The 19,497-nt window shown below is 71.1% G+C and carries 19 protein-coding genes; 12 read left to right on the top strand and 7 right to left on the bottom strand.

Translation table 11 applies throughout. From position 1 onward, the window contains the following. The first annotated feature begins 90 nt into the window (after window positions 1–90). Together DJ69_RS09695 and DJ69_RS09700 are read left to right on the top strand one after the other, a co-directional pair. Entirely contained in the window at window positions 91–705 is a 615-nt protein-coding gene (locus DJ69_RS09695) for a YIP1 family protein (RefSeq protein ID WP_099255416.1), read from the top strand. Between the two features lie 122 nt (window positions 706–827). Continuing rightward, the gene (locus DJ69_RS09700; protein WP_099255417.1) at window positions 828–3,032 is read left to right on the top strand and encodes a DHH family phosphoesterase; all 2,205 of its coding nucleotides are present in this window, start codon (window positions 828–830) and stop codon (window positions 3,030–3,032) included. 73 nt (window positions 3,033–3,105) lie between these two features. On the opposite strand, the gene fer is transcribed toward DJ69_RS09700, so the two are convergent. Then, window positions 3,106–3,762, bottom strand: coding sequence for a ferredoxin Fer (fer, locus tag DJ69_RS09705; protein ID WP_099255418.1), 657 nt, complete (start codon window positions 3,760–3,762; stop codon window positions 3,106–3,108). Window positions 3,763–3,870: 108 nt separating this feature from the next. Here fer and fen point away from each other — a divergent pair, with 108 nt between their 5' ends. The 4 genes from fen (at window position 3,871) to gcvPB (ending at window position 8,340) form a co-directional block, all read left to right on the top strand. After that, a complete protein-coding gene (gene fen / locus DJ69_RS09710) occupies window positions 3,871–4,848 on the top strand; it encodes a flap endonuclease-1 (protein ID WP_099255419.1) in 978 nt (325 codons plus the stop codon). 198 nt (window positions 4,849–5,046) lie between these two features. Beyond that, window positions 5,047–5,430, top strand: coding sequence for a glycine cleavage system protein GcvH (gcvH, locus tag DJ69_RS09715; RefSeq protein WP_099255420.1), 384 nt, complete (start codon window positions 5,047–5,049; stop codon window positions 5,428–5,430). Window positions 5,431–5,580: 150 nt separating this feature from the next. After that, window positions 5,581–6,909 (top strand): aminomethyl-transferring glycine dehydrogenase subunit GcvPA, encoded by a 1,329-nt coding sequence (gene gcvPA / locus DJ69_RS09720; RefSeq protein ID WP_099255421.1) that lies wholly within the window; start codon window positions 5,581–5,583, stop codon window positions 6,907–6,909. Further along, window positions 6,910–8,340 (top strand): aminomethyl-transferring glycine dehydrogenase subunit GcvPB, encoded by a 1,431-nt coding sequence (gcvPB, locus tag DJ69_RS09725; protein ID WP_099255422.1) that lies wholly within the window; start codon window positions 6,910–6,912, stop codon window positions 8,338–8,340. 45 nt (window positions 8,341–8,385) lie between these two features. On the opposite strand, the gene DJ69_RS09730 is transcribed toward gcvPB, so the two are convergent. Together DJ69_RS09730 and DJ69_RS09735 are read right to left on the bottom strand one after the other, a co-directional pair. Beyond that, entirely contained in the window at window positions 8,386–9,099 is a 714-nt protein-coding gene (locus DJ69_RS09730; protein WP_099255423.1) for a helix-turn-helix domain-containing protein, read from the bottom strand. Window positions 9,100–9,190: 91 nt separating this feature from the next. Further along, window positions 9,191–9,667, bottom strand: a complete 477-nt coding sequence (locus tag DJ69_RS09735; protein WP_099255424.1) for a cupin domain-containing protein — start codon at window positions 9,665–9,667, stop codon at window positions 9,191–9,193. Window positions 9,668–9,822: 155 nt separating this feature from the next. Between DJ69_RS09735 and DJ69_RS09740 the strand changes: the two genes are divergently transcribed. The 4 genes from DJ69_RS09740 to DJ69_RS09755 all read left to right on the top strand — a co-directional run bounded on the left by DJ69_RS09740 (window position 9,823) and on the right by DJ69_RS09755 (window position 14,676). Further along, window positions 9,823–10,746 (top strand): decarboxylating 6-phosphogluconate dehydrogenase, encoded by a 924-nt coding sequence (locus tag DJ69_RS09740; RefSeq protein WP_099255434.1) that lies wholly within the window; start codon window positions 9,823–9,825, stop codon window positions 10,744–10,746. Window positions 10,747–10,905: 159 nt separating this feature from the next. Beyond that, window positions 10,906–11,250, top strand: coding sequence for a DUF5802 family protein (locus tag DJ69_RS09745; RefSeq protein WP_099255425.1), 345 nt, complete (start codon window positions 10,906–10,908; stop codon window positions 11,248–11,250). 237 nt (window positions 11,251–11,487) lie between these two features. Beyond that, window positions 11,488–12,399, top strand: a complete 912-nt coding sequence (locus DJ69_RS09750; protein WP_099255426.1) for a Vms1/Ankzf1 family peptidyl-tRNA hydrolase — start codon at window positions 11,488–11,490, stop codon at window positions 12,397–12,399. Window positions 12,400–12,540: 141 nt separating this feature from the next. Further along, the gene (locus tag DJ69_RS09755; protein WP_099255427.1) at window positions 12,541–14,676 is read left to right on the top strand and encodes a hypothetical protein; all 2,136 of its coding nucleotides are present in this window, start codon (window positions 12,541–12,543) and stop codon (window positions 14,674–14,676) included. A 10-nt stretch (window positions 14,677–14,686) separates the two neighbouring features. Here DJ69_RS09755 and DJ69_RS09760 read toward each other — a convergent pair whose 3' ends face one another. The 3 genes from DJ69_RS09760 to DJ69_RS09770 form a co-directional block, all read right to left on the bottom strand. After that, on the bottom strand, window positions 14,687–15,112 hold the full coding sequence (locus DJ69_RS09760) for a rhodanese-like domain-containing protein (RefSeq protein ID WP_099255428.1): 426 nt from the start codon (window positions 15,110–15,112) through the stop codon (window positions 14,687–14,689). Beyond that, window positions 15,112–15,438: a cupin domain-containing protein gene (locus DJ69_RS09765; protein WP_099255429.1), complete on the bottom strand. Its 327-nt coding sequence runs from the start codon at window positions 15,436–15,438 to the stop codon at window positions 15,112–15,114. Before DJ69_RS09765 ends, DJ69_RS09760 begins: the two co-directional genes overlap by 1 nt. Window positions 15,439–15,517: 79 nt before the next feature. Beyond that, the gene (locus DJ69_RS09770; protein WP_099255430.1) at window positions 15,518–16,504 is read right to left on the bottom strand and encodes an alpha/beta fold hydrolase; all 987 of its coding nucleotides are present in this window, start codon (window positions 16,502–16,504) and stop codon (window positions 15,518–15,520) included. A gap of 276 nt (window positions 16,505–16,780) precedes the next feature. Between DJ69_RS09770 and DJ69_RS09775 the strand changes: the two genes are divergently transcribed. Together DJ69_RS09775 and DJ69_RS09780 are read left to right on the top strand one after the other, a co-directional pair. Further along, complete coding sequence (locus DJ69_RS09775) at window positions 16,781–18,283, top strand: sulfatase (protein WP_099255431.1); 1,503 nt, start codon at window positions 16,781–16,783, stop codon at window positions 18,281–18,283. After that, complete coding sequence (locus DJ69_RS09780) at window positions 18,283–18,705, top strand: GtrA family protein (RefSeq protein WP_099255432.1); 423 nt, start codon at window positions 18,283–18,285, stop codon at window positions 18,703–18,705. Before DJ69_RS09775 ends, DJ69_RS09780 begins: the two co-directional genes overlap by 1 nt. A gap of 30 nt (window positions 18,706–18,735) precedes the next feature. On the opposite strand, the gene DJ69_RS09785 is transcribed toward DJ69_RS09780, so the two are convergent. After that, a complete protein-coding gene (locus tag DJ69_RS09785; protein ID WP_099255433.1) occupies window positions 18,736–19,437 on the bottom strand; it encodes a TVP38/TMEM64 family protein in 702 nt (233 codons plus the stop codon). Window positions 19,438–19,497 lie beyond the last annotated feature (60 nt).

A 19,497-nucleotide genomic window follows, 5' to 3' on the forward strand; every position in this document is an offset into this window, starting at 1 on the left:
TCAGGCGAGATAATGCGGGTCGTCTCGGCCCGTTCCGGCGGAGCCGCCCCGAACCGGAACCCCGTTATTCCACCCGTCCGAAGGACGGCCGTGACATCGTGGATCGAGAACCCGGAGGGCGGTCGGGCTCGCGGACCGCGCGCGCTCGCTCGGGCGTGGGTCGAGGCGCTGATCCGGCCCCGTCGCCTCTTCGCGAACGGCGTGTCCCCCGGCGATCAGGCCCCGGCGCTGACGTTCGCGGTCGCCGTCGCCGGCGTCTACGCGCTCGGCTGGATCGTCTCGGACCCGAGTGTCGTTCCCGGGATCGTCGTCTCGGTGCCGGTCTCCGCGGCGATACTGTTCCTGCTCGTGGTCGTGTTGGCCGCGCCGGTGGGGCTCCACCTGACCGCGGCGGTCGCCACGCTGTCGGTGATCCTCGCCAGCGTCGAGTACGACGGCGGCCTCGCGCTCCGCGACCGGGGCGGCGTCAGCGAGACGGTCCAAGTGGTGGCGTACGCGAGTTCGCCGATGGCGCTGGCCGGCGCGCCGGTCCCGCTGCTTCGAGTCGCCTGCGGCGTCTACGCGGCGCTCCTGCTGTTGATCGGCTTCCGCACCGTCCACGGGACGAGCCCGCTTCGGACGCTCGTCGCGGGCGTCCCGCCGGCCCTCATCGGATACGGCGTCGGTTACCGGGTCGTCGCCGCGGCCCGATCCCTGATCGGGTGACACGCTCGAGGTGGGGTCGCGGGCGGTCACCGGAGGCGCCCGTCCGGACGCCCGTATCCGGCCGTTCGCTCCCGCGAGGCTTTCGACAACCGTTTTAAGCCCGAGACTCTCGGTGTACTCAAATGGGATCCTGTATCATTTGTGGCGTCGACGTCGACGGTGGCGGTCGCATCTGCGATCCGCACCAGGAGGACGTCGCGTTCGACTTCCGAGGCGACTCCCCCGACGAGATCGTTCCGAGCCGATTCTACCGCGGCGTCGTCGACGGCTACGCCGAGTTCGGCGTGTTCGTCGATCTCGCGCCGGGCGTGACCGGACTCCTCCACCGGTCGGAGCTCGACCAGCGGCTCGACAGCCTCGACTGGGAGCCGGGCGACGAAGTGTTCGTCCAGGTCAAGGGCGTTCGCGACAACGGGAACATCGACCTCGCGTGGTCGATCCGGCAGGCCGACCGCGAGTTCCGCGGCGTGCTCGTGCAGGACGGCGACGACGAGTACCTTCCCGAGGAGGACGGCGCGGAGCCGGAGGCCGACGCCGAGCCGGACGAGCCCGACGTGAGCCACGACGAGCCGAGCGAAGAGCGCGACGACGAACCGGCCGCCGCCGGAGACGATTCCGAGCCGAGCGAGCCGGACGAGCCAGCGGAGACGGCCGAAGCGGACGAAGACGCCGCCGAGCCCGCCGAATCGGAGGGCGCTGACGAGACCGCCGAGGTCGACGATGGCGGTGTTGACGACGCTGACGACGCTGACGACGCAGACACCGATGGAGACGCCGCCGAAGAGGACGCTGACGCCGAGGAAGACGCCGATGACGACCTCGACGACGACCGCGAGCGCGTCGGGATCGGCACCCTCACCGACGCCGTCGGCAGTGCGGTGCGGATCGACGGCGAGGTCGTCAGCGTCCGGCAGACCGGCGGGCCGACCGTCTTCGAGGTCCGCGACGAGACGGGCGTCGTCGACGTGGCCGCCTTCGTCGAACCGGGCGTCCGCGCCTACCCCGAAATCGAGGTCGGCGACACGGTGCGGATCGACGGCGAGGTCGAGAGTCATCGAGGCGACGTGCAGGTCGAGTCCGAGGCGCTCGTCCTCCTCGACGGCGAGGAGGCCGAGTCCGTCCGTCGCCGACTCGCCGAGGCGCTCACCGCCGAGGCCCGTCCGGAGGGGCTCCAGCCGCTCGCGGGCGACGAGGCCGTCGCGGCGCTCGCCGACGGGCTGCTCGACGCCGCGGAGGCGATCCGCCGCGCCGTGCTCGAATCGCGCCCGATCGTCGTGCGCCACCCGGCCACCGCCGACGGCTACGTCGCCGGCGCCGCGGTCGAGCGCGCCGTCCTCCCGCTGATCCGCGACGAACACGCGAAGAGCGACGCCGAGTACCACTACTTCACCCGCCGGCCGCTCGACGACCCGGTGTACGGGATGGACGCGGCCACCAACGACGCGACCCGCATGCTGCAGGACCGCGACCGCCACGACGAGCAGCTCCCGCTGTTCCTGCTGGTCGGCACCGGCTCCACGGTCGAGTCCGCCGACGGGATCGACCTGCTGTCCGTGTACGGGGTCGACGCGGTCGTCGTCGACGCCGAGGTCGCCGACCCCGAGACGCGCGAGGCCGTCGACACCCTCGTCTCGCCCGAGATCGACGGCGTCGACGCCGACCTGTCGACGGGCGCGCTCGTCGCCTCGCTGGCCTCCGCGGTCAACGACGAGGTCCGCGGGGACCTCCGACACCTGCCGGCGGTGAGCTACTGGGCGGAGACCCCCGACCGCTACGTCGAGCTCGCACGCGACGCGGGCTACGACGCTGAGCGCATCGCCGAGCTCCGCGAAGCGGTCGCTCTGGAGGCCTACTACCAGTCGTACCAGGACAAGCGCGAGCTCGTCGCCGACCTCCTCTTCGAGGACAGCGGCAACCTCGCGGCCCACGTCTCCGAGCAGTTCCGCGAGAAGCTGGAGACGGAGCTCCAGACCGCGACCGAGAACGTCGTCACCGAGGCGGTCGACGGCGTCGAGTTCGCCGTCCTCGACACCGACGGCTACACCCACCGCTACGACTTCCCGCCGACGCCGCTCCTCCTCGACGACCTCCACCGGCGGAGCGCGAACGGCGAGGCGTACGCGACGGTCGGCGTCGGCACCGACGAGCTGTACATCCGGACGACCGCCGACGTGTCCGTCCGCGACGTGGCCGAGCGCGCGGCCGAACTGGCGCCGAACGCCGACGTCGCCACCGCCGGCCTCCGCGAGGGCAAGATCGAGTTCCTCTCCGGCGAGCGCGACGCGGTCGAGGACGCGGTCGTCGCGGCCGTCGCCGAAGAGTTCTGAGTCGGCTGACGCGGTTTTGCGGCGAGTAGGGAAGTCAGAGGCGAAGGCCCCGCCGCTTAACGCGGGGAGGAAGTCACCGCCGCGTGAACGGTCCCGGCGGGAGAATGAGGTCGTCGAGCTCCGGGAGCTGTTTGACGTTGAACACGACCTTCAGCTCGTCGCTCACGGGGTAGCCGTTACAGGAGAGTCGGAAGCCGCGCTCCGCCAGATCATCGGGCATGATGTGGTCGGTCGGCTGCGAGAGCTCTCCCTCCACGAGGTAGACGGCGCAGTTCGCGCACGCCCCGCCGCGACAGGAGAACGGCCACGTGAATCCGCGGTTCTCGGCCGCCTCCAGCAGGCTCTCGTCGGGCTGGACCAACAGCCGGCCGTGCGCCGACTCGTCGAGGTCGGCGTGGGACGCCTTCCGAAACAGGTCGTCGTCCTCCAACGACCAGCCGTAGTCGTCGAGCGCCTCGTAGTCGAGGAACTCGACCCGGACCGGCTGCACCGCGTCGGCCTCGCCCTCCTCGTCGGTGAGGTCGATGTCTGCGGGGTCGGTCCCCTCGTCGGCCTCACCGTTTCGGTCCCGCTCGTCGAGCTCGCGATAGGCGCGCCTGACGAGCTGGAACTCCTCGACGGTCCCGCCCTGGTCCGGGTGCGCCTCTTTCACGCGGTCGCGGTAGGCCCGCTCGATGGCCGCCTCGTCGGCGTCTTCGTCGATATCCAGCACATCGAACGGCGAGACCATTCGGTACCGATCGGTAGGCGGCTCAGGCACATAAACGCCCCACAAGCCGGCAGGCCGACGTGGGTCCCGAATCGATGTTTTAAGACCCACGACGACGACGGATCGGTGATGGGAAACGCGGATTTACGCGACCTCGCGGCGATCCGCGACGTCGCCTTCACGGAGATCGAGGGGAGCGTCGTCGCCGTCGACGCGCACAACTGGCTGTACCGGTACCTCACGACGACGGTGAAGTGGACGAGCGACGAGAAGTACACCACGGCCGACGGCGTCGAGGTCGCGAACCTCATCGGCGTCGTCCAGGGGCTCCCGAAGTTCTTCGAGCACGACCTGATCCCGGTGATGGTGTTCGACGGGGCGGTGACCGAACTGAAGGCCGACGAGGTCGCCGAGCGCCGCGAGAAGCGCGAACGGGCCGAAGAGCGCCGGGCGGCCGCCGCGGAGCGCGGCGACGCGGTCGAGGCCGCGCGGCTGGAGGCGCGCACGCAGCGGCTCACCGACGCGATTCAGGAGACGACCCGGGAGCTGCTCTCCCTGCTCGACGTGCCGATCGTCGAGGCGCCGGCGGAGGGGGAAGCGCAGTGCGCGCACATGGCGGCGACGGGGACCGTCGACCACGCCGGCAGCGAGGACTACGACACCCTGCTGTTCGGCGCGCCCACGACCCTCCGTCAGCTCACGAGCAAGGGCGACCCGGAGCTGATGGACCTCGCCGCGACGCTCGACGACCTCGGCTTCGACCGGCGGGCGCTCGTCGACGCCGCGATGCTCTGCGGCACCGACTTCAACGAGGGGGTCCGGGGGATCGGGCCGAAGACCGCGGTGAAGGAGGTCCGCGAGCACGGCGACCTCTGGGGCGTTCTCGACGCGCGCGGCGCACAGATTCCGAACGCCGAGGCGGTCCGCGAGCTGTTCATGAACCCGCCGGCGACGGACGCGGAGGTCGACACCGCGGTGAACCCCGACGTCGACGCCGCCCGCGAGTACGTCGTCGACGAGTGGGGCGTCGCCGCCGACGAGGTGACCCGAGGGTTCGAGCGCATCGCGGAGTCACAGGTGCAGACCGGCCTCGACCGCTGGACGTGAGCTCGGGCCGGCCTCGACGACGGGCGTGAGCCGCCGCGAACATACCTTTTATTTCCTCGTCGTCAGAAGGGTGACGCACACGTGTCGCGGATCGCATTTCGACCTCGGATCCCGCCCGTGACCGACCGACAGGTCGGATATTGCTCCGGCAGTGCGAGTGCGCCGAGTCCGGAAGCGGACCGCGACGACACCTGACCAATGAGTTTCGAAGTACCCGACGACAGGCGGTACCTGGAATCGCACGAATGGGCGACGACCGGCGGCGACACCGTCCGGATCGGCGTCTCCGACTTCGCGCAGGACGAGCTCGGCGACGTGGTGTTCGTCGAGCTGCCCGAGGTCGGCGACGAGATCGTCGCCGGCGAGGCGTTCGGCGTCGTCGAGTCTATCAAGGCCGTCTCCGACCTGTACGCGCCGGTCTCCGGCGAGGTCGTCGCCGTCAACGAGGAGCTGTTCGACCGCCCGGAGCTCGTCAACGAGGACCCGTACGAGGACGGGTGGATGCTCGAGGTCACCGCCGCCGACGGCGGCGACGCGGAGGAGTTGCTCGCCCCCGACGAGTACGACGACCAGATCGCGTAGCGAGCCCACGCAACCCGAACCGACCCCCGGAGCGGGACCCACCAGCGGACACACGACCATGACAACACCAGCTTTCGACCCCACCGCAGCCTTCGACGGACGACCCGGAACCGGCCGACAGAGCGACGACGACCTCGCGGGAGCGCTCCGATGAGCGGGACCGGCGGGACGCCGTACGCGCCCCACACCGACAGCGAGACGGCGGCGATGCTCTCGGCGATCGGCGTCGACGGCGAGGAGTCACTGTTCGACATCCCCGCCGCCGTCGCGTTCGACGGCGAGTTCGGGATCGAGCCCCGCTCGGAGCGGGACATCCGCGCGGAGTGTTCGCGGATGTTCGCGCGCAACGACGACCTCGTCGAGTTCCTCGGACGGGGCCACTACGGGCACTACGTGCCGAGCGTCGTCGACCACCTCGCGGACCGCGCGGAGTTTCTCACGAGCTACACCCAGTACCAGCCGGAGGTGTCACAGGGGTTCCTCCAGGCGCTGTTCGAGTACCAGTCGATGCTCGTGGAGCTGACGGGGCTCCCGGTCGCGAACTGTTCGATGTACGACGCCGCGACCGCGCTCGGCGAGGCGGCGACGCTGGCGGACCGAGTTCGCTCCACGTCGGGCGACGTGGTCCTCGTCCCCGACCACCTCCGCGAGGGGAAGCGGGCGGTGTTGTCGAACTACTGTGCGGGCGCCGAGCTGACCGTCGAATCGTACCCGATGGCGGACGGTAACGCCGACGTCGAGGCGCTCGCCGACCGCGCCGGCGACGACGTGGTGATGGTGTACGCCGAGAGTCCGACCGTCCGCGGCTGCGTCGAGGAGCGCCTCGCGGAGATCGGCGACGTCGCGGCCGACGCCGACGCGCTGTTCACGCTCGGGTCGGATCCGGTTTCGCTGTCGGTGCTGCAGGAGCCCGCGAGCGTCGGCGCCGACGTGGTCGTCGGCGAGGCGGGCGCGCTCGGCCTCCCCACCGCCTACGGGATGGGGCTCGGCCTCTTCGCCTGTCGCGACGAGTTCCTCCGGCAGGTCCCCGGGCGGCTCGTCGGCGCCGGCGAGGACGCCGCGGGCGACCGCGCGTTCACGCTCACGCTCCAGACGCGCGAACAGCACATCAGGAAGGAGCGGGCGACCTCGAACATCTGCACCAACCAGGCGTGGGTCGCGCTTCGCGCCGCGATCCACGCGGCGACGCTCGGCCCCGACGGGCTCGTCGACCTCGCCAACGACTGCGTGAGAGGGGCGGAATCGCTCGCCGACCGGCTCGGCGACGTGCAGGGCGCGGCCGCGCCGGTCCACGACCGCCACCACGTCCGGGAGTTCGTCGTGCGCGTCGACCAGCCCGCGGTGGCCATCGCCGAGGACCTGGAGGCGGAGGGGTTCGCGGTCCACCCGATCGGCGAACACCTGCTGCAGGTGTGCGTCACCGACCTGAACGCGGAGCGGACCGACGGGCTCGTCGCCGCCTTCGAGGAGGTGATCTGAGTGATCCACGACCAGGCCGACTACGTTCGTGAGGACGAGAGCGTTCACGAGCCGCTGCTCTCGGAGAAAGGCGAGACGACCGTCGACGTGCGCGAGTCGTCGCCGTTGCCGGACGACCTGACGCGCGAGGAACTCACGCTCCCGTCGCCGTCGGAGCCGGAGATCGCCCGCCACTACACCCGGCTCTCGCAGATGAACTGGGCGATCGACTCGGGGCCGTACCCGCTCGGGAGCTGCACGATGAAGTACAACCCGAAGTTCACCGAGGACGTGGCCGCCGACCCGAACGCGGTGATCCATCCGGACCGCTCGGCGCGGTCCGCACAGGGGAACCTCGAACTCCAGTACCGGCTCCAGGAGTTCCTCGGCGAGATCGGCGGGATGGACGCGGTCACGCTCCAGCCGCCCGCGGGCGCCGCCGGCGAGTTCACCGGCATCGCGGTCGCGAAGGCGTACCACGAGCATCACGGCAACGACCGGTCGGAGGTGGTGATCCCCGCCTCCGCGCACGGGACGAACTTCGCGACCGCCGCGATGGCGGGCTACGACGTGGTCGAACTCCCCTCCGGCGACGACGGGCGCGTCGACGTCGAGGCGTTGGAGGCGGCCGTCGGCGACGACACCGCCGCCCTCATGCTGACCAACCCGAACACGGTGGGGCTCTTCGAGCGGGACATCACCGAGATCGCCGACATCGTCCACGACGCGGGCGGGCTGCTCTACTACGACGGGGCGAACCTCAACGCCCTGCTCGGCCGGGGGCGCCCCGGCGACATGGGGTTCGACGTGATGCACTACAACGTTCACAAGACGTTCGCGACCCCGCACGGCGGCGGGGGACCGGGCGCCGGCCCGGTCGGCGTCGTCGACGAACTCGCCGAGTTCCTCCCCGCTCCGCGGGTCCGCAAGCGGGAGAGCGGCAGCGGGTACGAACCCTTCGACCCCGACGAGACGATCGGGAAGGTCCACGGCTTCGGGGGGAACTGGCTCGTGCTCGTCAAGACGTACGCCTACATCGCCCGGCTCGGCGACGAGGGGCTCGCGGACGCGGCCGCGAAGGCGGTGCTCAACGCGAACTACCTCGCCGAGCAGATCGACCTCGAGGTGCCGTACGGCCCCTTCCACCACGAGTTCGCGGCGACGGCCGGCGACCGCGACGCCGCCGACGTCGCCAAGCGGATGCTCGATTTCGGCGTCCATCCGCCGACGACGAAGTGGCCGGAGATGGTGCCCGAGGCGATGTTGACGGAGCCGACCGAGATCGAGGGACAGTCGTCGCTCGACGACCTCGCAGCGGCGTTTAACCTCGCGTACGCCGACTCGGACGAGGCGCTCGACGCGGCGCCGAACCGCACGGCCGCGAGTCGGATCGATCAGGTCGCCGCCGCGCGGGACCCGCGGCTCTCGTGGCAGGCGCTGGACGAGGAGTAACGCGGTCTCGGCGACCCGCCGTTGCAGTCGTGTGTCCCGCGTCAGCTAGGACTCCTGTGCCGCCGGGCCGGTCGGCTCGGTGTCGACAGGGTTGGTGGCGTTCTCCACCTCTCGGGACGGCTCGCGATCGATCGGCCAGGCGCTTTCGACGAACCGGCGGAGAATGCGCCCCTCTGCGCGGTGGAGCGTTTCGCTACACGTCGACTTCGCGAGCCCGCGCGCCTCGGCGAGCTCCGTGAGCGTGCACTCGCGCGGGGTGTCGTAGTACCCGGCCGCGACGGCAGCGAGGACGAGGTCCCGCTGCGCGTCGGTGAGGACGGGCTCTTCGCCGGCGTCGCTCGCCTCGATCTCCACGGTGACCCCCTCTCCCGTGAGCCGCCGGCTGAACGCCGTGAGGCGGGAACGCTCGCCGACGACCTCGACGGTCGCGGACCCGTCCCTCACCGCGACCGGCTCCTCGATCGGGAGCCCGACCTCCCGGACGGCCGCGGCGTGCGGCGGGGGCGCGGGCGCGACGACTCGGAGCCGCGTCGCCGGCCCGGTCCGGTCGACAACGTCGAGCCGGCGCACGCGGTCGTGCTCGCGCAGCGACTCCACCGTCGCCGCGCGGTCGGTGCCGGCGACGACGAGCGCGGTCACCTCGCCCTCCGCGGCCGCGACCGTCTCGGTCGCGCGGAGCGTCGCATCAGGATGGCGTCGTGATACGTCACCGAGCCACGAGCCGCTCGGGAAGTCGAGCCGGAGCGTCAGTCGGGTCATAGCTACGAATAGAACCCGCCGTTCCCTCTCCGTACCCCTTCATTCGTTTCAGTTTTATAAGTGAACCCCGCGGTCTCGACGGGGCGAGCGTCTACATCTCCCAGTAGTCGACGGTGTCGTCGATGTCGTAGTAGCCGGACAGCGAGCGCTCGTCGCGGCCGCCGGGCGGCGAGCCGACGTAGACGCCGAACGTCTCCGAATCGGGATACACCGTCACGTCCGGCTCGGTCATCGTCGACATCGCGAGGTAGCGCACGGGCTCGTCCCCCTCGTTGACGACGCGGTGCGCGCCGGAGTCGCCCGTCGCGAACGCGACGTAGTCGCCGGCCGCGATCGCTTCCGTCTCCCCTCCGTGACGGAGTGTGGCCTCGCCGGCGAGGACGTAGATGGCCTCCTCGTTGGCCGCGTGGTAGTGGTACGGCCACGACTTCGCGCCGGCGGGCAGCTCGTAGAGGCTACAGCCGATCTCTTCGCCGCCGGCCGCCTCGGCCAGCTGTTTCCGCCGGAATCGGGTCTCGCCGCGGTCCGTCTCGGTCCAGTCGAGGTCGCCTTCGCGAACGCGTCCCATGGCTGCGGCACACCGCCCGCGGGCAAAACGGTTCGGGGGGTCGCGCGAGGCGCCGCGTCGTCGTGGAGTCGGTGGGGTGCGTCGGCGGCGAGCCGCGATCGGCGGTCGGCCACCGAACCGGAACCACTACGGCGAGCGGTCGCCACCCCTCGCGCATGGAACTCGGCGTCATCGGACTCGGGCGGATGGGGCAGATCGTGGTGAATCGCTCGCTCGACGCGGGCCACGACGTGGTCGCGTTCGATCTCTCGGCGGAGGCGACCGCGACCGCGGCGGAGGCGGGCGCGACGGCCGCGGACTCGGTCGCGGACCTGTGTGACCGGCTCGACGGGGGGGACGACGGGAGCGACGGCAAGCGCATCTGGCTCATGGTCCCCGCGGGCGACGCGGTGGACGCCACGCTCGCGGAGTTGGAGCCGCATCTGGACGCGGACGACGTGGTCGTCGACGGCGGCAACTCGCGCTTTGAGGAGTCGGTCCGACGCGCCGAGGAGACGGACGCCGCGTACCTCGACTGCGGCACGTCCGGCGGCCCCGCCAGCGCCGAGGAGGGGTTCTCGCTGATGATCGGCGGCCCGGAGTGGGCCTACGAGGCGCTCGTCCCGGTGTTCGACGCGGTCGCCACCGGTCCGGACGGTCACGACCGCATGGGCGAGTCGGGCTCCGGCCACTACGTGAAGATGGTCCACAACGGCGTGGAGTACGCGCTGATGCAGGCGTACGGCGAGGGGTTCGAACTGCTCACCGAGGGGCGGTACGACCTCGATATGGAGTCGGTCGCGCGCACGTGGAACAACGGCGCCGTGATCCGGTCGTGGCTCCTCGAACTCTGCGAGGAGGCGTTCCGCGAGGAGGGGTCCGACCTCGGCGACGTGGCCGACCACGTTTCGGGCGGATCGACGGGGACGTGGACGGTTCAGGAGGCGCTGGAACAGGAGGTCCCCGTTCCGCTCATCTACCAGGCGCTCGCGGAGCGGTTCGACTCGCGGAACGAGGGGCGCTTCTCCCGGCGGCTCGCGAACCGACTGCGGTACGGGTTCGGGCGCCACGAGGTCGCGCGACGCTCCGACGCGGAGTGACGCCGGACGGAGCGGGCGACGCCGGCCCGCGGAGGTACCCCGTCGCGACCGACCGGTCGATGCCGCGCTGACGCCGACGTTCACGTCTCCTGAGTATCACGGGTGTTCCCGGCCGAGAAACACTTATGTATTGCCGTGGTAGAGAGTGACATGCACAGAATGTTCGAGCGATTCTCAAGCGGCTACTACCTGGGGGAACTGTACGTGGAACCCCACGACGGCGAGCGCGCCGTCATCCAGCGGGTCGACCACGAACACGTCAACGAGCAGCTGTACGCCGACGGCGAGGGCGTCGAACGACTCGACGCACCGCTCGTGATGAAGGTCGGCGGCGGTCACATCCCCGTCGCCGGCGACGACGACGTGCCGAGCGGCACGCTCGCGATCCCCCGAGAAATCGCGGACGAGACCCTCCCGGACCGACGGAACGTGTTGCTGGCGGACGCGGACCGCGCCGAGGCCCTGCTGCGCTGGGAGGGGTGGGAGCCGCACGTGAACGCGTAGGGCGACGGTACGACCGCTTTCGGCGACGGCGACGCCACGATCGGTCGTTTACACGTGCAGATCGGCGATAGAGGGGCGACGAACGCGGCCAGCACCCCCGTCGCCGGCGGCGGTGCCACCGGCCGCCGGAGTCGCTTCGCGCCTCACTGCTGTGAATCCCTCGCCGCTCCTTCGACTCCTCGCACCCCACGCCGCCGCAGACGCACCTTTTAGGCCGCGGAGTGTCGCCGTTCGGGTATGATCGACAGGCTGCTCGGGCGCGCCGAGCTGAAGGAGCGGATCGAGGAGTTAGCGGAGGAGAAGCGTCACCTCGAACGCCGCGCGGAGGCCGAGGAGGAGCGCCGATCCGACGCGGTCGCCGACCGCCAGCGCGCCGAGGAGCGCGTCAACGAACTCGAACACCGGATCGAGTCGCTGGAGGAGCGCCTCGAGCGCACCGAGGGCACTGAGGAGTCGATCGAGTTCCGCCGCGTCAGCGATCTCCGCGGCTCGAGGGTAGCCGACGCGCTCGGTCGGTTCCGAGCGGTGGAGAGCGGCGATCCCGAAGGGCTCCTCACGGCCTTCGTCCCGGACGGAGACGCGGTGCCGTCGAGCGTCGCGGAGTGGTTCGGCGACCGAACCCGGCTCGTCAGGCGCGCCGCGCCCGCGGTGGTCGTCGCCGACGACACCGGTGCGGTGAGCGCGGCGCTGTCGCCCCCGATCGCGCCGGAGCCGTTCGACCGGTGGAGCGACCGGTTCCGGCTCGACGAGTCGTGGTTCCGCCCCACCGGGCGGTTCGCCTTCGCGCTCGTTCGCTCCGACACCTTCGCGCTCGGCGTCTACGAGGGCGACGAGCGAGTCGAGTTCGAGGGGTTCACCTCCGACGTGAAGGAGGCGCACTCGAAGGGCGGCTTCTCGCAGGGGCGGTTCGAACGCCGGCGCGAGGGCCAGATCGACGACCACCTGAAGAAGGCGACCGCGGCGCTGTCGGAAGTGGACGCGTCGGACGACCCGCTCGACCGGACGATCGTCGTCGGCGAGCGCAGCGTGCTCGGCGAGGTCCGCCATCTCGCGGACACCACAGACGTCTCCGACGCGACCGGAAAGCCGCGGGAGGCCCTCGGCGACGCGTTCCGCGACTTCTGGACGACGCGGCTCCGCGCGATCTGAAGCCGGTTCGCGAACGCGACGCGGGCTCGGAGGCGGTGACAGCGCGCGAACCGTCCGACGAGCCCCCCGCTCCGACGGCGTCCCGGTCGCGTCGACGCCTCCACGGACAACCCTAAACCCGGCGCGAGCGGTATGGCATCCATGAGCCGATCCGAGCCGCTCTCCGGCGCGCGGGCCGCGGTCGCCGTGCTCACGGTCGTCGCCCTTCTGACGGTCTCGCTGGCCGCGGCGGGGGGCGCTCCGGTCTCCGCCGACGAGAGGGGCTCCGCCGTCGAATCGTTCTCGGGAAGCGCCGGCGCGGGGCCGACCCCCCAGACCTCCGGGGACGACGCCGACGTGATCCGACTGCGAAACGAGCTGGCCCGGACCGACGAGCGCGGGACGATCGGCGTCACGACGCGGGCGCGGATCCCCGACCGGGTCACGGAGCTGGAAGTGACCCTGCTCAGCGTCGCCCCCGACGCCGAGATCGAGGCCGACGGGTTCGTTCCGGTCGACGACGCCGGCTCCGAGGGGTCAGTCTGGGAGTGGGACGGGGAGACCGCGGAGCCCTCGCTCACGTACGGCACCGAGGCGAACGTCACCGCCGAGCCGGAGGGTGCCCTCGCGATCGACGGGACCTATCGCTTCGTCGGCGCCGGCGAGTGGGCGCTCGTCCGGACGCCCCGCGTCGCCGCCGCGTGGTCGTACACCGGGCAGTACGAGGGACAGGTCCGACTCGACCGCGAGACGACCGTCCCCGGCGAGGGCGTCGCCTCGCGGTCGATGGCGTTCCTCGGGCCGCACGAGGAGCACGTGCGCGAGGCCGCCGGCCAGCGATACCGGCTGATCGTCCCCGACGCCGCGGACCCGGTCGCGTCGCCCGCGGCGGTGTTCGACGTCTTCGCGGACGCCTCGACCGCGCTGCAGGTCGGCGCCCGCGACGAGGAAGTGGTCGCGTTCGCCGCACCGGCGGGAGAGGTGTCGTGGGCCGTCCGCGGGCTCCAGGTCGGCGACGCGGACCTGTGGGTCCGCGACGAGGAGCCCGCCGGCACGGCCGCCGACGTCTGGACCCACGAGTACGTCCACACCCGACAGGCGTACCGCACCGAAGCGAGCGGCCGATGGATCACGGAGGCGAGCGCGACGCATTACGCCGCGCTGTTCGCGCTCGAGCGCGGCGCGGCCGACTTCGGCGAGTTCGAGGTCACGCTGGCGCGCGGCGAGCGCGAGCCCGCCGCCTCGGCGGTCCTGTCCGACCCGAGCACGTGGGATCGGAACGCCGACTACACCAAGGGGGCGCTCGTCGCCGGCGAGATCGACCGCCGACTCCGGACCGAGACGGACGGCGCCGCGTCCCTGGCGACGGTCCTCCGCGAACTCAACGAGGCCGACGAGCCGATCACCAACGAGGACATCCTCGACGCGGTCGAGGCGGCGGCCGCCGAGGGCGCCGACGACGCGACCGCGGCCGCGGTCCGCGACGACGCCGAGCGCCTGACGACGACGCGGGCGACCGCCGAGATGTGGGACCGGGACGCGCACGCGGCGGCGTTCGGCGAGACGCCCGCGCAGGTCGGGTACGAACTCGCTGCCGACGGGGTCCGGGCGACCGGGGCGTACCGGAACCGGACCGTCGAACGCGCCCCCGTCGAGCTCGTCGTCGGAGAGTCGCTGGAAGCGACGGTCGTCGCGTCCAACACGGGCGGCGCGACCGGGGAATACGACCTGTCGCTCTCGGTCGACGGCGAGCGAGTCGCGAACCGGTCGGGGACGCTCGACGCCGGCGCCGAGACGGTCGAGCGCTTCGAACACCGCTTCGACGACCCGGGCGAGTACGAGGTGCGGATCGGCAGCGAGCGACTGACCGTCGCCGTCTCCGAGCCGGCGCGGCCGCGCGTGCGGAGCGTCTCGACCGACCGCGACCGCGCGCCCGCCGGCGAGTCGGTCGTCGCGACCGCGACCGTCGGCAACGACGCGAGCCTGCCCGCCGACGGGGCGCTCGAGTTCCGGGTCGGCGGAGAGCCGGCCGCGACCGTTCCGGTGCGGCTTGACGCCGGCGAGGAGGCGACGATCGACCGCGAGATCGAACTCGGCGGGGACGATCGATCGCTCGGATCCGGGGACGTGACGGTAAGCGCGGTCGGCCCGGTCGACGAGGCGTCGACGACGGTGACCGTCGAGGGGGACGGCCCGATCTCGACGGACGGCGCTCCCGGGTTCGGCCCGGCGGTCGCCCTCGTCTCGGTGATCGTCGCGAGCGCGGCGCTCACGCGGCGCCGTCGACGGAAGAGATAGCCGCCGGGAGTTAAAACGGAGCGTCCGGCCCTTCGTCGGCGTCCGGTCCCGCGTCGCCTCCCGTTCCATCGTCGGCGGCCGCCGTCGGGACCAGCTCGCCGGCGTCGCGCTCCCACGCCTCGATCCCCCCGCGGAGGCTCTCGACGCGCGCGTCAGTTCCCGCGTAGCTCCCGATCAGCTGGGCCGCCTGACGGCTGGCGACCCCGTGCGGGCAGACGGTGACGATCCGGGCCGCGCCCTCCAACTCCGGGACGCGGGTCGTCAGCTCCGGGAAGGGGATACACTCGCTTTCCGGGACGTGTCCGCGGTCGAACGCGCGCCGGTCGCGGATGTCGACGATTCTGAGGGCGCGCTCCGCCGACTCCACGCCGCCCGAGTCGCGGTCGGCGCCGTCGAGCAGGGCCGCCAGCTCGTCGGGATCGATCTCGCCGTCCATCAGGGGAGCGGGCAGAGGCTGGCGGTGATGACGGCGCGCTCGTCGGTGTCGTTCCGGGCGCCGTGGACGGTTCCCCGCTCGTTCAGGACGACCGCGGGCGCGGCGAGCGACTCCTCGTCGTCCCCGCGAACGAGCGTCGGCTCGCCTTCGAGCACGTGGAAGACGTTCGTGGCGTCGCCGTGCTCGTGCGGGTCGACGGTCGCGCCCGGCCCGAGGACGAACGCCTTGACGAGCACGTCGTCGGTGACCGCCAGCTCGGCCGTCTCTACCGCTCCGTCGTCGGGGGCGAGCCCGTCGACCGCGTCGGCGTATCGATCGAGTGTCATACCCTCCCGTCGCGGGCGTCGATACAAAAGGCGTTTGGCGGGACGGAAGCGCCGCGCGACCGGCTCCGCCCGCGGCGGGTCACTCCCGCGCGCCCGGCGGCAGCGGGTCGGCGTGGTCGGCGATCGCCTCGGCGACGCGGTGGGGCTCCTCGTGGACGACCCAGTGCGTCGCTGTGTCGAGAGTGAGGAGCCGACCGTCGGTACAGCGGTCGACGCTCTGGCCGGCCAGCCGCGTCGAGAGGAAGCGGTCCTTCGAGCCCCAGATCACGAGCGTCGGGACCTCGACGGTCTCCGTCGCCGGGGTCGGTCGGTCGCGGACGATCGCCCGGTACCAGTTCACCATCGCCTCGAACGCCCCCTCGCGGTTCCACGCGCGGCGGTAGCGCCTGAAGTCTTCCTCGCTGAACGTCCCCGGATCGCTCGACTCCCGGAGCCCCCGCACGGCGAGGCGCCAGTTCCCGGCGCTGGCGATCGCTTCGGGGAGTTTCGGGAGCTGGAACGCGAGCATGTACCAGCTCTTGAGCCGCTGATCCCACGAGGTCCGGAGGGCGCGCTCGAAGACGGTCGGATGCGGCACGTTGACCGCGACGAACTCCGAGACCCGGTCGGCGTGGTGGAGCGCGAGCCACCACCCCACCGCGGCGCCCCAGTCGTGACCCGCGACGGCGGCCGTCTCGCGGTCGTACGCGTCGATCAGGCCGACAGCGTCCCGCGCCAGCGCGTCGATTCGGTACTCGCTCACGGCGGACGGCTTCCCGGAGAGATTGTAGCCGCGCTGGTCGGGGACGACGACCCGGTAGCCCGCGTTGGCCAGCGGCGCGATCGCCTCGTGCCAGCCGTACCAGAACTCCGGGAAGCCGTGGAGCAGGACCAGGAGCTTCCCGTCTTCGGGGCCGGCCTCGACGACGTGGAGCCGGACGTCTCCGACGTCGACCGCTCGCGACTTCCCGGGAACGCCGTCGGGAATCTCGTCCGGCGGCACGGTCTCGTCGAGCGCCTCGGCTCCGTGGCGGCGGTCGCCGCCCGACTCTCCCTCGCGGCTCGCATCGCTCGACGCGTCGCGCATACCTCCCACTCGGGTCGCGACCGTCAAATAGCTACGTTCGGTGAAAGGGACACGCCACGCCCCGGTGTCGCCCCCGGAACCGAAATCCTCAAGCCGCTGGCAGACCGCCGTCGGGTATACTAGTGATTCTGACGGTCGGCCCGACGAGCCGAGGGGGCCTCACCGGCCCCCCGACTCGACGGACGGGTACGTTCCGCTCTTCGCGGGAGCGGAGCGCGGCGCGACCGATCGGGCCAGATCGCGGTTCGGCGGCGTCAGAATTCCCCCTCGCATAATATGGCATCGGACACGTCGACCTCGGACACAGCGGCATCGGCTCCCTCCTCTGACGGGGACGTCTCCAACGTCCTCCTCGTCACGATCGACTCGCTCCGAACGGACGCGATCGGCCCATACGACGACGACCGGCACTCGCCGGTGCTCTCGGAGCTGGCCGCCGACGGGACCGTCTTCGACCGCTCGTTCGCCACCGGCAACTGGACCCCCTTCTCGTTCCCGTCGATCCTCGCCTCCGAGCCGGTGTTCGCCCGGAACGGCGACATCGGCGTGAAGGACGCCCGCACGCTCGCGTCGGTGCTCTCCGACGCGGGCATCGCGACCGGCGGCTTCAACGCCGCGAACGGCTTCCTCACCTCTCACTGGGGGTATCCCGACGGGTTCGACGAGTTCGAACCGTTCGTCACGAGCGTCGGGTCGAGCCGGTACAGCCGGTACCTCGCGGCCCACCCGACGGTCGAGGCGTGGATCCAGCTCGCCACGTCCCCCTTCCGCCGCTTCGGCTCCAAGCTCCGGGGGGACAGCGACGACCGACCCTTCCTCGACGCCTCGCGGATGTTCGACGTCGAGGACGCCGCCACCGACTTCGTCGACGACACCGACGATCCGTTCTTCCTGTGGGTCCACTACATGGACACCCACACCCCGTACGTCCCGGCGCCGCGGTACATCCGCGAGGTCTCGGACGGGCTGGTCGGCACCCACCGGATGCTCCACGCCCACACGCGAACGAGCTTCGGCCTAGAGGTCGGCGAGCGGACGCTCCGCGAGCTCCGAACCCTGTATCAGGCGACGGTGCGACAGGTCGACGACAGCGTCGGTCGGCTCCTCGAGACGCTCGAGGCGGCCGGGATCGCCGACGAGACCGCGATCGTCGTCGCCGGCGACCACGGCGAGGAGTTCCAAGAGCACGGTCACCTCGCGCACTACCCGAAACTGTACGACGAGCTGATCCGCGTCCCGCTCATCGTGAACGTCCCCGGCGAAGACGGCGGCCGCCGCGTCTCCGAACACGTCGGGCTCGACGCGATCCCGCCGACCGTCGCCGACCTGCTCGGCGTCGATGCGCCGGCCGAGTGGCGGGGCGAATCGCTCGCACCGACGGTCACCGACGGGGAGTCGCCAGACCAGGACCCCGTCGTCTCGGTCACCGTCCGGGGCGACGAGGTGACCGAACAGCCGATCCCGCGGTCGCTGTCCGACGGCGACCTGCTCGTGAGCGTCCGCGACGACGAGTGGACCTACATCGAGAACGCCGACGACGGCACCACGGAGCTGTACCACCGGCCGTCGGACCCGACCCAGCAGGAGGACCTGTCGGCGGACCCGTCCGACGAGGCGCTCGCGGTCGTCGAGCGCTTCGCGCCGATCGCCGCCGAGCACGTCGCCGAGCTCCGCGACAGACAGGCGGACGCGGCGGCCGCCGAGGACGCCGGGGAGGGCGGGGACGGTGAGGTCGACGAGGACCTCGAAGCCCGCCTCGAAGCGCTCGGCTACAAGTGATGATCCGTGCCGTACTCAGGGACCTCACGACCGGCCCGATCGCCGTTCAGATGCGTCGGTTCGTCGTCGTCGGCGCGATCACCGCAGGGATACAGATGGGTCTGCTGTGGCTGTTCGTCGACATCGCGGGACTGAACTACCTGATCGGTGCGACGATCGCGATCGAGATCACGATCATCCTCTCGTACGTGTTCAACAACGCGTGGACGTTCCAGGCGAGCCAGAACACGGGGGTGTCCGAGTACCTCGGCGGGCTGCTCAAGACGAACCTCGTCCGCGGAACGGCGATCCCGATCCAGCTCGGGGTCCTCTACGTGCTCGTGGAGTGGGCGAGTCTCATGTACCTCATCGCGAACGCGATCGCCATCTTCCTCAGCGGGCTGTATCGGTTCGTCCTCGACTCCCAGTGGACGTGGGGGTGACCCGCCGCGGCTTGCGGCGAGTGCGAGATCTTAGAAGGGGAGTCGCGGCTCGAGGCGAGCGACGAGATCCCTGACCGTCTCCTGTTTGTAGTAGCCGACGATCGACGCGACGACGACGAGCGCGATGATCGCGAGCCCGGAGAGGAGCCGCCCGTCGGCGATCCTGCCGCCGGCGTAGACGGTGAACACGTACGCGGGTAGCCTGCCGACGCTGATCACGGCGATGAAGGTGGGGAGCTTCCACTTCGTGAGGCCGCTCAGAAAGCAGATGGCGTCGTCCGGCAGTCCGGGGATGATCACGAACGCGAACAGCCCCGGAACGCCGACGGTGTCGACGAAGCCGTCGAAGCGCGCGACCACGTCCTCGTGGAGCACGTCCTCGACGAACGACCGGCCGTACCGCTTCGCGAGCGAGAACGCGATGGTGCTTCCGATCAGCACGCCGGTGAGGCTGTAGACGGTGCCCCAGAACGGGCCGAAGAGGAACCCCGCGACGAGGGCGACGACCTGTCCGGGAATCGGCGCGACGATGACTTGGAGGGCCTGGATGACGATGAACACGAGGGGGGCGAGAGCGCCGAACTGCCGGAGCCACACCCGCAGGGCCTCGGCGTTCGTGATGAACCCAGCGTACTCGCGCACGAAGAGGTAGAGGGCGAAGAACCCGACTGCGACGGCGACGAGCGCGAGGATCCCCCGCCGTCTGTCCGACGCCGAGGCAAAGAGTCTCATTCGTGTTACACCCGGCCAGCAGTGGACTTGAAGCTTGTCAATACTCAGTACTTCACAAAG

This window comes from Halorubrum persicum, assembly GCF_002727125.1.
Taxonomy (GTDB): domain Archaea; phylum Halobacteriota; class Halobacteria; order Halobacteriales; family Haloferacaceae; genus Halorubrum; species Halorubrum persicum.